Genomic DNA, 13539 nt, shown 5'->3' on the forward strand with positions numbered 1-13539 from the left:
AGAGTCACTCAAGTGTCACGGCTCTGGCGTCAGACCGTCATCGAATCACCCTAGTGGCGGCGTCACCGGGGGCGAGTCAGCACATCTCTTCTCGTTCGCCGGTGATTTTTCATCAGGGGCGCCGTTCGACCAATCGGGGGGCGCACACCGGGAACGGAGATTTTCATGGCGGCTTTCGCACGCATTCGTTTGGTCATGCTCAGCGGCGTGGCCTGTTCCATCCTTGCGGCGTGCGGTGCCGACGGCGTCGCGTCGCCGGGTGAAGGTGTGATCGTCATTCCGACCCCGACGCCCACGCCGACGCCGACCCCCACACCGACCCCGACCCCGGGGACCGTGACCCCCGCCGCGAACTGCCCGGCCATCGCCGGCCCCGACCAGCTTACGAACCTCGGCACGATTTCGGGTCCCGGCGGCGAATGGCGCAACTGCGGCTTCCCGACGCGCTTCACCGCGACGACCGCGATTCCGAAGGCTCCGGGCGTCATCTATTCGCTTCCCGGTCGCGTCGACGTCGGCACCGATCAGGGTGCGACGAGCACCAATAATGTCGTCACGCTGACGGTCGATCCGGGCGTCACCATCTTTGGTGCAACGGGCGTTTCCTTCCTTGCCGTCAACCGCGGCAACCGCATCGACGCGGTCGGCACGCCGACGCAGCCGATCATCTTCACCGGCCGCGGCAACGTCGTCGGCTCGGCCGGCGACCAGACCTCGCAGCTGTGGGGCGGTGTCGTCCTGCTCGGCCGCGCGCCGATCACCGACTGCCTTGCACCGGGCGCGACGCCGGGCACCGCGGCTTGCGAACGCGACACCGAAGGCACGTCGAACGCGCTCTATGGCGGCGCGCAGCCGGCCGATAACTCGGGCCGCCTGTCCTATGTCCAGATTCGCTATTCGGGCTTCATCCTGTCGGCGGCAAGCGAACTTCAGGGCCTGACCCCGTCGGGCACCGGCTCGGGCACCCAGATCGACCATGTCCAGATCCACAACAGCTCGGACGACGGCATCGAGGTCTTCGGTGGCCGCGTGAACATGAGGCATCTGGTGATCACCGGCGCCGAAGACGACGGCCTCGACACCGACGTCGGCTACAAGGGCAACATCCAGTACGTCATCGGCGTGCAGCGTGAGGGCGGCGCGGTCGGCGACTCGATGATGGAAATCGACTCGAACGGCAACGAAGACGCGGTTCCGCGTCAGAATGTCGCGATCTCGAACTTCACCTATATCCACCGCAACAATGCCGCGGGTAACGGCGTGTCGATCCTGGTGCGCGGCGGCGCGGACTACACCTTCGCCAACGGTCTGATCGTGGCGCCGGGCTTCCGCTGCCTTGGCCTCAACAGCGCGACGACGATCAACCCGGTGAACCCCGCGCTCGATGAAGCCGGCCCGCCGAAGTTCTTCTCGGTCTCGTTGCAGTGCAACGCCACGCCGTTCCGCGGCACGAGCGGTGTCACCGACGCGCAGGTGCAGACGATCTTCGAAGCCGGCACGAACAACCGTTCGAACTATGTGCCGTCGCTGACCAGCCTGTTCATCAACGGTGCGACCGAAACCGGCTTCACGCCCTTCGACGCGAAGACGCTGAACGCCTTCTTCGACACCACCGCTTATGTCGGCGCCGTCCGCGACGCCAACGACACCTGGTATCAGGGCTGGACCTGCAACTCGTCGACCGCGAACTTCGGCACGACGAGCCGCGCCTGCAGCGCCATTCCGACGACCTGATCGCTCGCGATCCAATTGGGGAGCGGGCACGCCTGACGGGCTGGCCCGCTCCCTTCCTGCATATACTTGGGGACTTTCCATCATGACCAAGCGGCCGATCTTTGCCAGCCTGCTTCTCCTCAGCTCCGCTCTCGTCGCGCCTGCCGTTTTGGCGCAGGACACGGGTGCGCCCGCGCCCGACGCGCCTCCGGTCACGACCGAAGCGCCGGCGACCGACGATGCGGCGGCTCAGGATGATGAGCAAGGCGATGTTTCGATCCCCGGCGGCGCCGATCAGGAAATCGTCGTCACCGGCCGCTTTACCCCCAATATCGTTCGCGCGACCCCCGAAGTTGTCTCGGTCCTCTCATCGGCCGACATTGCGCGTACCGGCGAAGGCGACATCTCGGGCTCGCTGCAGCGCGTCACCGGCCTGTCGGTCGTCGGCGGCGGCTTCGTCTATGTGCGCGGTCTCGGCGACCGTTACTCGCTCGCGCTGCTCAACGGCTCGCCGCTGCCGAGCCCCGAGCCGCTGAAGCGCGTCGTTCCGCTCGACATCTTCCCCTCGAACGTCATCGATTCGACGCTCGTCCAGAAAAGCTATTCGGCGAACTTCCCCGGGGAGTTCGGCGGCGGTGTGATCAACCTCACGACCAAGGCGATCCCGCGCGAACCCTTCATCACCTTCAGTGGCGGCATCGGCTGGGACAGCGAGACGACGAACCAGCTCGGCTATACCTATTATGGCAGCGACACCGACGGCACCGGCTTCGACGACGGCAGCCGCGATGTCCCGTCGCTCCTGAAAGCCGCCTTCGCGAGCGGCAAGCCGATCCTCGAAGGCGCCGATTTCTCCCAGGAAGATCTGGAATTTATCCAGATGGAGCTGGTCAACAGCGACACGACGTTGCTGCAACAGAATGATCATATCCCGGTCAACTGGTCCGCGGGCATCACCGGCGGCACGACGATCCCCCTCGCGAACGGCGAACTCGGCATCATCGCCACCGCAGGGATCAGCAACAAGTGGCGCACGCGCGACACGTTGCAGCAGACGTCGCTCAACCAGGATCTGTCGGGCGATCCGCAGACGAGCTACAACCGCGTGATCACCGACAACCGCATCGTCGTGAACGCACTGCTCGGATTCGGGCTGGAAATCGGCGAGCACAAGCTGCGCTGGACCAACCTATTTATCCGCGACACGTTGAAACAGGCGCGCCTCGGCCTGGGCACCGACGCGAACCAGGTCGGCCGCGACATTATGAAGCAGGACACCGCCTGGTACGAGCGCCAGCTGATCAACACCCAGTTCGTCGGCGAATTCCACTTCGATCAGCTGAAGGTCGATCTGCGCGGCGCCTATGCCAATTCGCAGCGCGAGGCACCCTATGAGCGCGGCTTCACCTATGTGCGTACCAACCTGCCGACCGCGCAGGACCCCACGGGTAACAAGTTCGTCAACGATCTTGGCGGCAACCGCGGCGACGCGACGATCGCCTTCTCTGACCTGAACGAAGACCTGTGGTCGGGCGGCGTCGACCTGTCGTACGAGCTTGCCCCGCAGATTACCGCGACCGTGGGTTACGCCTATACCGACACGAGCCGTACCGCCGTGCGCCGCGCCTTCCAGTTCCGCGCCTCGGGCCTGCCGGTGCCGGTGACGCAGTTACGTCCCGACTATCTGCTCTCCGATGCGTCGATCCAGCTTTATGACATCACGCTGGTCGAAACCTCGGCGCAGGACGGCACCGCGGCGTTCGACGCCGGGCTCACCACCCACGCCGGATATGCCCAGCTTCAGGCCGAGATCGTGTCGGGCATGAACGTCAACGTCGGTGTGCGCTATGAGGATGGCAAGCAGACCGTCGTGCCGATCGACCTGTTCGGCACGGGCGGAAGTGCGATTGCCGCAACCAATATCAAGAACGACTATTGGCTGCCGGCCGTGACGCTGACCTGGGAAGTCGCTCCCGATATGCAGCTGCGCCTCAACGCCGCGAACACGATCGCCCGCCCCCAGTTCCGCGAACTCATCGCGCAAATCTATCAGGATCCTGAATCGAACCGCCAGTTCCGTGGCAACCCGTCGCTGGCCGATAGCGAGCTGTGGAACAGCGAGCTGCGTTACGAATGGTATTTCGCCAAGGACCAACGTTTCACCGCGGCAGGTTTCTTCAAGAAGATCGAGAACCCGATCGAGGCTTACACCTCGCTCAGCACCGATTCGATCGCCAACACCAGCTTCGCCAATGCGCCCAAAGCGTTGCTTTACGGCGGCGAGGTCGAGGTTCAGAAATATTTCGCGCTCGACAAATTGTCGGACTCGGCCTTCTGGGCAAGCCGCCGCTTGGTGCTGATTGGCAACTACACCTACACCAAGTCGGAAATTCAGGTCGGCGCCGGCGACACCACGGTGATCAACGGCGTCGTGCAGGATGCCAGCAACTTCTTCTTCGACGGCTCGCCGCTCACCGGCCAGTCGGACCACCTGGTCAATGTTCAGATCGGGCTCGAAGATCAGGACAATCTGTCGCAGCAGACGCTGCTCCTGACCTATGCCAGCCCGCGCGTCACCAGCCGCGGTCCGTCGGGTCAGCCCGATATTCGCGAAAAGCCGGGCATCTCGCTCGACTTCGTCGCCCGTCAGGGCATCTCGCTGCTGGACAAGGAAATCGAACTGAAGTTCGAGGCACGTAACCTGACCGGGCGTAACTATGAAGAAGTGCAACAAGCGGGCGACAACCGCATCTTCCTCAACCGTTACAAGCTGGGCCGTACCTTCTCGCTCAGCGCGTCGCTCAAGTTCTAAGGTCAAATCCTCCCTGTCGCATAGCGACGGGGAGGGGCCGCCCGCGAAGCGGTATCAGATGGAAGGGTTGCTGGTCGATCCCGACCCTTCCGTCAGCCCCTCCGGGGCGCTCATTTCCTGCCCCCGCGGCAAAGGCAAGATACCTTCGAGCCGTCTCAGCGGACTCGCCCGAATGTCAAAAAACTGTAATCTCCCGGTCAACTGATTGTCACCGTTCGCCCCTAGGCGATTCGCGAGACAGGTTTTTTCAGTCTGGGGGGACAGAGACATTTCATGGCAACGCTGATGTCCGGATCGGCCGTTCGGCTGCCGCGCGCGCTGCCTGCATGGCTCCGCGGCGGGAGGCGCTCGCCGCGCGAGATCTGGCCGATGCTGCTGGCCGGTCTGCTCGGCGCGCTGCTGGTCTGGCAATGCGTCCGCCTGCTCTGGACATTGCTCACGCCGCTGTCGCCGCTCGGCGCGTGGCAGCCGCAGGCCGCGGTGATCGCATCGCCCGCGGAGAGGCGCGCGCTCTTCTCCAGCCTCGATCCCTTTTTCCGCGGCAATGCGCAGGGTCCGGCCTCGGCCACCGTCACCTCGGCGGGCCTGACGCTCTTCGGCATCAATCTCAACGAAGCGACCGGCGGTGGCTCGGCGATCATCGCGGGTGAGGATGGCATCCAGGCCAGCTATGCAGTCGGCGACGAGATCGCGCCGGGGTTGAAGCTGGCCGGCATCGCCTTCGACCATGTCCTTCTCGACCGCGGCGGCGCGCGCGAAAGCCTGTTCCTCGACCAGAGCGGCGAAGCGCCGGCGGCAAATCCCGCGACGCCGCTGCCCACGCCGACACCCGAGATCGGGGCTGCTCCCGGCGGCGCGTCGGCGAGCGGCGAAATGACCCCCGCGGCGATCAAGGCCGGCGTCGGTTTTGCCCCGCGCACCGAAGAGGGCCGCGTGACCGGTATCGTCGTCCAGCCGCAGGGCGATGGCGCGGCGTTCCGTGCCGCGGGCCTGCGCCCGGGCGACGTTATTCGATCGGTCGGCGGCCGGCCGATCGGCTCAGCGAGCGACGCCGCCGCGCTCGCCAACCAACTTACCCCGGGTGCGCGCATCGCGCTCGAAGTCGAGCGCGGCGCCAGCGTCGTTCCCGTCGCCATTTTCCTTTCGAAGCAATAGGTTTTATGCGTCTCAAACTGTCCCTGATGCTCGCCGCCGCGCTGATTTCCGCCACGCCCGGCCCCGCATTCGCCCAATATACGCTGAACGTCCGCGACGCCGATATCCGCGCCTTTATCCAGGATGCGGCGCGGGTCACGGGCCGGACCTTCGTCATCGACGGCCGCGTCAACGGCAAGGTGTCGGTCGTCACCGACCGGCCGCTGTCGCGCAGCGAATATTTCGAGATATTCCTCGCGACCTTGCGCTCGAACGGCCTCGTCGCGGTCCCCGGACCGAACGGCAGCTACCGCGTTCAGCCGATCGACGGCGCCGCGGCGCAGCCCGGCCGGATCGGCAGCCGCGGCGCGGCGCAGAACCAGTTCGTCACCGAAATCATCCGCTTGCGCTATATCGATGCGGTCTCGGCGGTCGAAACATTGCGTCCGCTGGTCAGCGCGCAGGGCTCGCTGACCGCGAACCGCAACGCCAACAGTCTCGTCGTCGCCGATTTTGCCGACAATATTCGCCGCATCCGCGCGCTCGCCTCGAGCATCGACCGCGACAGCTCGACCAGCCAGATCGTGACGCTGAAAAACGCCGGCGCGCGCGAAATAGCCGCCGCGCTGCAGGCGCTCGTCCCGGCGGCGGGCGAGGGCGCGCAAAAGCCCGTCGCGATCGTGCCCATCGACAGCAGCAACGCGATTGCCCTGAGGGGCGATCAGGCGCTCGTCGCGCGCTTCGTATCGATGGCGCACGACCTCGACGCGAAGGCGGCGGGCGGCACCGAACTCCGCGTTTATTGGCTCGAACATGCCAATGCTGAAACCTTGCTGCCGACGCTGCAACAACTGATCGGCGGCGGCAGCGACCCGGTGCAAAAGGCCGGTCTGCCGCCCGCTTCCTCGTCGTCAATGTCTTCATCGAATGGCAACGGCGCGCCCGTGGCCGCCGCCGCCCCGGCGGCTCCGACGGCGGTCGGTGGCGGCGGAACGGGCAGCATCTCGACCCGCGGCCCCGCGATCATCACGCGTTACGAAGGCGCGAACGCGATCATCGTCGCCGCCAATAGCGAAGTGCAGCGCATGCTCGGCGAACTGATCCGCCAGCTCGACAGCCGACGGCAACAGGTGCTGGTCGAGGCGATCGTCGTCGAGATCGGCGACGATGCGGCGAAACGCCTCGGCGTCCAGTTCCTGCTCGGCGGCAAGAATATCCCGTTCGTCGCGACCAGCTACAGCAATGCGCAGCCGAACATCCTGACGCTCGGCGGCGCCTATGCCGCGACCAAGCTGACGCAGGACAAGACGACGGTCGACGGCGAAACCGTCGTCACCCAGACCACCAGCTCGCTCGGCAACAGCCTGCAGGAAGCCGCCGCGGCGTCGCTGCTCGCGGCGACCGGCGGTTTCGCCGGGTTCGCGGGCGACATCGGCAAGAACACGATCTTTGGCGCGATCATCAACGCGGTGAAGTCGGACACGACGTCGAACCTGCTCGCGACCCCGCATATCGTGACGCTCGACAATCAGGCGGCGAAATTCCTCGTCGGGCAGGATGTTCCGATCACCACCGGCGAACAGCTGGGCGACAATTTCGAAAACGCGTTCCGCACCGTCCAGCGCGAAGAGGTCGGGATCAAGCTGGAAGTGACGCCGCAGGTCAATGGCGCCGGCGAAGTGAAGATGTTCCTGCGCCAGGAAGTGTCGAGCGTTGCCGGCCCGGTCTCGTCGCGCAACAGCGACCTCATCCTCAACAAGCGCTCGTTCGAAACCGTGCTGACCGTCGACGATGGCGAGATCCTCGCGATCGGCGGACTGCTCAACGACGACGAGCGCAAGACGATCGAGCGCATCCCGCTGCTCAGCGACATTCCGCTGCTCGGCGAATTGTTCAAATCGCGCAGCCGCACGCGCTCGAAAACCAATTTGATGGTCTTCATCCGCCCGACGATCCTGCGCAATCGCGAGGATAATGCCGCGCTCACCGCGCGCCGTTACGGCTATATCCGCGACTTCCAGCTCCAGCGCAATCCGGGCGAGGAACCGGCGATCGATACGCTGGTGCGCGACTATCTGGGTGCGGTGCCGCCGGCGCCGACCCCGCCGACCGCCGCCGACATCACGGTCGGCCCGGTCAACCTGCCCGAACTCCGCGGACCCGACGGCAGCGTGACAGCGACCGACGTCCCGCCCTCGATTTCGCAGGCGCCCGCACCGCCAACCGGAGACTATCCGTGACCGACATCGAACCGGCGGCGCCTCCCCCGGCGCCGGTTGATATACCCTACGGCTTTGCCCGCACGCACGGAGTCGTCATCGCGCAGGGCGAGGGGGGCGCGTGGCTCGCGACGCTGCGCGAAGGCGCCGACCCCGCGGTGCTGATCGAGGTGAAGCGTTATCTCGCGCAGCCGCTGCGTGTCGCGACCGCGAGCGTCGCCGATTTCGACCGGCTGCTCTCCGACCATTATGCCGTCGACAGCTCGGCCGCCGCGATGGCGGGGTCGCTCGACGGCAGCGACATCGATTTCAGCCTGCCGAGCGCGGAGGATCTGCTCGACAGCGCCGACGATGCCCCCGCGATCCGCCTGATCAACGCGATCATCGCCGAAGCGGTGCGGCAGGGCGTCAGCGATATCCATATCGAGCCTTATGAAAGCGGGCTCGTCGTGCGGATGCGCACCGACGGCGTGCTGCGCGAGCATCTGCGCATGCCGCCGCATGTCGCCCCCGTCGTCGTCAGCCGTATCAAGGTGATGGCGCGCCTCGACATCGCCGAACGCCGCGTGCCGCAGGACGGCCGCATCGGACTGACGCTCGCGGGGAAAGCGGTCGACGTGCGCGTTTCGACGCTGCCGAGCCGCGCCGGCGAGCGCGTCGTGATGCGTATCCTCGACAAGGATGCGGCGGGGATCGACTTCGACATCCTCGGCCTGACCGGCGCCGCCGACCAGATTTTGCGCGAGGCGCTCGCCGAACCCAATGGCATCATCCTCGTCACCGGCCCGACCGGTTCGGGCAAGACGACGACGCTCTATGCGGCGCTCAAGCAATTGAACGACGGCCAGCGCAATATCCTGACCGTCGAGGACCCGGTCGAATATGCCGTCGACGGCGTCGGCCAGACGCAGGTCAACAGCAAGGTCGGGCTCGATTTCGCCGCGGGCCTGCGCGCGATTCTGCGCCAGGACCCCGACGTCGTGATGGTCGGCGAAATCCGCGACCGCGAAACCGCCGACATCGCGGTGCAGGCGTCGCTGACCGGCCATCTCGTGCTCTCGACCGTCCACACAAACGATGCGGTTGGCGCGATCACACGCCTCAAGGATCTGAAGGTTGAGCCCTTCCTGCTCGCCTCGACTTTGCGCGCCGTCATCGCGCAGCGGCTCGTCCGCAAGCTTTGCGATCATTGCCGCGAACCCGTGCAGGCCGACAACAGCGTTGCCGCGATGCTCGGGCTCGACATCGGCACCGTCATCTGGCGCCCGAAGGGCTGCGACCAGTGCGGCCATAGCGGCTACAAGGGCCGCATCGGCGTGTTCGAGGCGATCAAGGTCGACGAGACCGTCCGCCGCTACATTTACAATGGCGGCGACGAGGCGATGATCACGCGTCATGCCTTCCTGAAATCGCCGACGCTGGCGTCGGCGGCGCGGACGATGGTGGCGAAGGGGCTGACCACCGCCGAGGAAGCGATCCGCATCGCGCGGCGCGAGGATGTCGATGCCTGATTATCGCTATGTGGCGATCGATCCGCAGGGCCGCGAGCGCAAGGGACGGCTGACCGCCGCGAACGACGATGCTGCGCGCGCGGATCTGGTTCGCCGCAAATTCCATATCGTCGCGGTCGAGGCGGCGGGCGCGAAGCCCGCGGGCCGTTCGTTGCTCGCTTTCCGCAAGAATAAACTTTCAGCCAAGGAACTCGCGCTCTTCACGCGCCAGCTCGCAACGCTTGCCGAGGTCGCGCCGCTCGAAGAGGCGCTGCGTACCTTGACGCGCCAGAGCGAGGCCGAAAGCGCGCGCAATGTCATCGGCGACGTCCACGCGGGCCTGCTCGAGGGCCGCCGTCTCGCCGACGCCATGGGGCGTCAGCCGCGAAGCTTTCCGCCGCTGTACCGTGCGATGGTCGCGGCGGGCGAAACGACGGGCAGTCTGACGACGATCCTCGCGCGCCTCGCCGACCTGCTCGAACGGCAGGCCGAGGTGCGCGGCAAGCTGATAGCCGCGCTCGCCTATCCGATCGTGCTCGCGGTTGTCGCGATCGGCGTCGTCGCGGCGCTGATGATCTTCGTTGTCCCGCGCGTCGTCGAACAATTCACCGACGTCGGCCAGCAGCTTCCTTTCCTGACCCGCGCGGTGATCGCGATCTCCAGCTTTGCCGCCAACTGGTGGTGGTTGATCGCGTTGCTGCTCGCCGGCGCGGGCTTTGCCTGGGTGAGTGCGATGCGCCGTCCTGCGTTCAAGGCGCGCGTCGATGCGCGGCTGCTCCGCCTGCCGCTCTTCGGCCGCCTGCTCCGCGATCTCTACGCCGCGCGTTTCGCGCGCACGCTGTCGACGATGGTGTCGAGCCGCCTGCCGCTCGTCGAAGGCTTGCGGCTCACGCTGCCGACGATCCGCAATGCCGCGCTCGCCGGCGCGACCGCGACGATCGTCGATCAGGTGCGCGCGGGTGGCAGCCTGTCGGCGGCGCTCCGCGATGCCGGCGTCTTCCCGCCCTTGCTCGTCTACATGACCGCCAGCGGCGAAAGCGCGGGGCGGCTCGAACAGATGCTCGAACGCGCTGCCGATTATCTCGAACGCGAATTCGACCGCTTCACGGCCGCGTCGATGGCGCTTCTCGAACCTGTCATAATTGTCGTTATGGGGTCGTGCGTGGCCCTGATCATCCTCGCCATTCTGCTTCCGATCCTTCAGTTGCAGAACCTAGCCGGACTATGAAAATGTCGCTGATGAAGCTAATCTTTCGCCTGATGCTCGATACCTCCTATTCTGATCGGGGCCGGCCGACGGCCGGGCGCCGCAAGACGGACGAGCGCGGCTTTACGCTGACCGAATTGATGGTCGTGATCTTCATCATCGGACTGCTCGCCACCGTGGTGATGATCAACGTCCTGCCCAGCCAGGACCGCGCGATGGTGACCAAGGCCAGGGCCGACATCGCGACGCTCGAAAATGCGCTCGAGCAGTACCGGCTCGACAATCTGACCTATCCGGCATCGACCGACGGGCTGAACGCGCTGACCGTCGCGCCGCCCGCGCTCGCGCAGCCCGAACGCTATCGCCGCGGCGGCTATATCAAGAAGCTGCCCGCCGATCCGTGGGGCCGCCCTTATAATTATCAGGCGCCGGGGCCGAACGGAAAGGCGTTCGACGTCTGGTCGCTCGGTGCCGACGGCGCCCCCGGCGGGACCGACGACAATGCGGATATTCGCAGCGACGGCTGAGGCGCGCGCGCGGCGCGGGCAGGGCGGTTTTACCCTTGTCGAACTGATGATCGTGCTCGCGATCATGGCGCTCGCCGCGACCGCGGTCGTGCTCACCATTCCCGGCGAAGAACGCACCGTGCGCAGCGAGGCCGACCGGCTCGCGGCGCGGCTCGCCGCTGCGCGCGACGTCGCGGTGATCGAGGGGCGCAGCGTCGCGGTCAATTTCGCGCCGTCGGGCTATGGTTTCGAACGGCGGATTTCGGGCGAATGGCAACCGCTTCCGGGCCGGGCGTTCGAGCAACGGAACTGGCCCGGCGACGTGCGCTTCGCGGCGGGCGACGGGCAGGGGGCGGCGCGCATCCTGTTCGACCGCGTCGGCATCAGCCCGACGCCGCAGGCGGTCGTATTGACCGGCGGCGAAGCGCGCGAGATCGTACGCGTCTCGGCGACCGGGGAGGTCAGCCGTGGACCGTGATTGCGCCAAAGGCCGCGAAAGCGGATTTACGCTGCTCGAAATGCTGGTGGCCTTGAGCGTCATCAGCATTGCCGCGCTCGCGCTCATCCGCCTCGACGCCTATGCGGTGCGCACCGCGGGCGACCTCGACGAAAGCACGATGGCGGGCATCGTCGCGCAAAACCGCGCGGTCGAACTGTGGACCGATCCGGCGCCGCCGACGATCGGCAACAGCGCGGTCGGCGTCGTCAATGCCGGCCGCAACTGGCGCATCGAGCAACGCGTTGCGAAGACCGCCGACGACGCCCTGCTGCGCATCGATCTGCTCGTCCGCCCCGAAAGCGGGCGCGGGCAGGCGGCGCTGACGATCATCCGGCCGTCGCGATGAGGGACGAGCGCGGCTTCACCCTTGTCGAGATGCTCGTTGCACTCTCCATCTTCGCGGCAATCGCGGCGATGGGGGTGGGCCTGCTGCGCAGCAGTATCGATACGCAGGATGCCGTGCAGGAACGGCTGAAAGCGATGGGCGGGATCAACCGGCTGCGCGCGGTGATGGCGAACGATCTGGCGCAAGCGGTGCAGCGTTCGACGCGCGGGCCCGCGGGGGAAGCCGTTCCGGCCTTCATCGGATCGTCGACCGGCTTTGCGTTCGTCCATGGCGGCGCGGGTTCGGCGGGTGGCAGTCCGCGGCCCGCGATCGAGCGCGTTGCCTATGCACGCGTCGGCAACGAGTGGCGGCGCGCGGCGCAGCCGATGCTTGACGGCACCGCGCTCGGCGAGGGCGACCGGCTGATCGCTGACGTCGCCAGCGTCGCGGTGCGATATCGTGACGAGCGGGGCAATTGGAGCGAGGTCTGGAGTTCTGAGCCGGGTGACCGCCTGCCGCGCGCCGTCGAGGTGCAGGTCACCCGCACGGGACGTGAGGCGCTGACGATGCTGTTCCTGACCGCGCCGACCCTACCGCTACCGCCCGCGCAAGGCGTACCCGCACCATGAGGCGCGGCGCGAAAGACGAGCGCGGTGCGGCGCTGCTCACCGTCTTGCTGCTCGTCGCGGTGATGGCGGTGATCGCCGCGACGGCGCTCGACCGGCTGACGCTTGCGACGCGTATCGCGGGCAGCGCGGCGACGGTCGATCAGGGACGCGCTTACGCCTTTGCCGCCGAACAGATCGCGCTGCGCCGCGTCGCCGACCTTGTCGGGCGCGATCCCGCAAAATTGACGTTAGCCGGCAATTGGCTCGGGCGCGATTTTACCCTGCCGCTTCCCGGCGGTGAGGGACGGGCGAAGCTGATCGATGCCAACAATTGCTTCAACCTCAATAGCCTCGTCGCCGAGACCGTGCCGGGGCGGTTCAGCCAGCGGTCGGGTTCGATGCGCCAGTTCGGCGAATTGATGACCCTGCTCGGGATCGAGCCGGGGCAGGCGCAATCGATCGCGGGCGCGGCGGCCGACTGGATCGACAGCGACAGCAACGAAGGGCCGCTCGGCGCCGAAGACAATGCCTATCGCTCGATGCAGGGCGCCTATCTGCCCGCGAACCGCAAGATGGCGGATGTCAGCGAACTGCGCGCAGTGCGCGGCGTGACGCCGAAAATCTATGCGCGGCTCAAACCCTGGATTTGCGTGCTGCCGGTGACCGATCCGGTGAAGCTCAACGTCAACACGCTGGCGCCCGAACAGGCGCCGCTGGTGGCGATGTTGGTGCCCGGTGAAATCGGCGTTGCCAAAGCGCGGGCGGCGCTGGCGGCGCGCCCCGCTGGAGGCTATGGCAGCAGCGTACGATTCTGGGAGGCGGGTCCGTTCGAAGGACGGAAACCGCCGACCGATGTTGCCGAACAGGCGGGCGTGAACAGCCGCTGGCTCGCGCTGACGACGAATGTGACGATGGGGGACGGTTTCTTGACCGCAGTTTCGCTGATCGATGCCAATGGCGGGGCGCCCTCCGCGGGCCTGACGCCGCCGACGATCGTGCGCCGCGATTGGGGCGAGAGCGACTGAT

At 66.5% G+C, this 13539-nt stretch carries 11 protein-coding genes; all 11 read left to right on the forward strand.

The window, feature by feature from the left end; genetic code table 11:
• Positions 1-165: 165 nt before the first annotated feature.
• The 11 genes from J2X38_RS04645 to gspK all read left to right on the forward strand — a co-directional run bounded on the left by J2X38_RS04645 (position 166) and on the right by gspK (position 13538).
• The gene (locus tag J2X38_RS04645; RefSeq protein ID WP_310251767.1) at positions 166-1734 is read left to right on the forward strand and encodes a hypothetical protein; all 1569 of its coding nucleotides are present in this window, start codon (positions 166-168) and stop codon (positions 1732-1734) included.
• Positions 1735-1816: 82 nt separating this feature from the next.
• The gene (locus J2X38_RS04650; RefSeq protein WP_310251770.1) at positions 1817-4525 is read left to right on the forward strand and encodes a TonB-dependent receptor domain-containing protein; all 2709 of its coding nucleotides are present in this window, start codon (positions 1817-1819) and stop codon (positions 4523-4525) included.
• 273 nt (positions 4526-4798) lie between these two features.
• Positions 4799-5680 carry a type II secretion system protein N gene (locus tag J2X38_RS04655; protein ID WP_310251772.1) on the forward strand — a complete coding sequence of 294 codons (882 nt, stop codon included), beginning with the start codon at positions 4799-4801 and terminating at the stop codon, positions 5678-5680.
• Positions 5681-5685: 5 nt separating this feature from the next.
• A complete protein-coding gene (gene gspD / locus J2X38_RS04660) occupies positions 5686-7899 on the forward strand; it encodes a type II secretion system secretin GspD (protein ID WP_310251773.1) in 2214 nt (737 codons plus the stop codon).
• Positions 7896-9389, forward strand: coding sequence for a type II secretion system ATPase GspE (gene gspE / locus J2X38_RS04665; protein WP_310251775.1), 1494 nt, complete (start codon positions 7896-7898; stop codon positions 9387-9389). The genes gspD and gspE overlap by 4 nt, the downstream gene beginning before the upstream one ends.
• Positions 9382-10596: a type II secretion system inner membrane protein GspF gene (gene gspF, locus J2X38_RS04670; protein WP_310251777.1), complete on the forward strand. Its 1215-nt coding sequence runs from the start codon at positions 9382-9384 to the stop codon at positions 10594-10596. The genes gspE and gspF overlap by 8 nt, the downstream gene beginning before the upstream one ends.
• A 2-nt stretch (positions 10597-10598) precedes the next feature.
• Positions 10599-11102 carry a type II secretion system major pseudopilin GspG gene (gene gspG / locus J2X38_RS04675; protein ID WP_405053429.1) on the forward strand — a complete coding sequence of 168 codons (504 nt, stop codon included), beginning with the start codon at positions 10599-10601 and terminating at the stop codon, positions 11100-11102.
• Positions 11077-11559: a GspH/FimT family pseudopilin gene (locus J2X38_RS04680; protein WP_310251779.1), complete on the forward strand. Its 483-nt coding sequence runs from the start codon at positions 11077-11079 to the stop codon at positions 11557-11559. Before gspG ends, J2X38_RS04680 begins: the two co-directional genes overlap by 26 nt.
• Entirely contained in the window at positions 11549-11926 is a 378-nt protein-coding gene (gene gspI / locus J2X38_RS04685; protein ID WP_310251781.1) for a type II secretion system minor pseudopilin GspI, read from the forward strand. The genes J2X38_RS04680 and gspI overlap by 11 nt, the downstream gene beginning before the upstream one ends.
• Positions 11923-12534, forward strand: coding sequence for a type II secretion system minor pseudopilin GspJ (gspJ, locus tag J2X38_RS04690; protein ID WP_310251783.1), 612 nt, complete (start codon positions 11923-11925; stop codon positions 12532-12534). Before gspI ends, gspJ begins: the two co-directional genes overlap by 4 nt.
• Positions 12531-13538, forward strand: a complete 1008-nt coding sequence (gene gspK, locus J2X38_RS04695) for a type II secretion system minor pseudopilin GspK (protein ID WP_310251785.1) — start codon at positions 12531-12533, stop codon at positions 13536-13538. Before gspJ ends, gspK begins: the two co-directional genes overlap by 4 nt.
• Position 13539: the final 1 nt, after the last annotated feature.

This window comes from Sphingopyxis sp. BE235, from assembly GCF_031457175.1.
GTDB lineage: Bacteria > Pseudomonadota > Alphaproteobacteria > Sphingomonadales > Sphingomonadaceae > Sphingopyxis.

Bases quoted from the DNA above. Each gene is read 5' to 3' on its own strand.
- J2X38_RS04645 (WP_310251767.1), top strand. From the start codon at position 166: ATGGCGGCTTTCGCACGCATTCGTTTGGTCATGCTCAGCGGCGTGGCC.
- J2X38_RS04650 (WP_310251770.1), top strand. From the start codon at position 1,817: ATGACCAAGCGGCCGATCTTTGCCAGCCTGCTTCTCCTCAGCTCCGCT.
- J2X38_RS04655 (WP_310251772.1), top strand. From the start codon at position 4,799: ATGGCAACGCTGATGTCCGGATCGGCCGTTCGGCTGCCGCGCGCGCTG.
- gspD (WP_310251773.1), top strand. From the start codon at position 5,686: ATGCGTCTCAAACTGTCCCTGATGCTCGCCGCCGCGCTGATTTCCGCC.
- gspF (WP_310251777.1), top strand. From the start codon at position 9,382: ATGCCTGATTATCGCTATGTGGCGATCGATCCGCAGGGCCGCGAGCGC.
- gspG (WP_405053429.1), top strand. From the start codon at position 10,599: ATGTCGCTGATGAAGCTAATCTTTCGCCTGATGCTCGATACCTCCTAT.
- J2X38_RS04680 (WP_310251779.1), top strand. From the start codon at position 11,077: ATGCGGATATTCGCAGCGACGGCTGAGGCGCGCGCGCGGCGCGGGCAG.
- gspJ (WP_310251783.1), top strand. From the start codon at position 11,923: ATGAGGGACGAGCGCGGCTTCACCCTTGTCGAGATGCTCGTTGCACTC.
- gspK (WP_310251785.1), top strand. From the start codon at position 12,531: ATGAGGCGCGGCGCGAAAGACGAGCGCGGTGCGGCGCTGCTCACCGTC.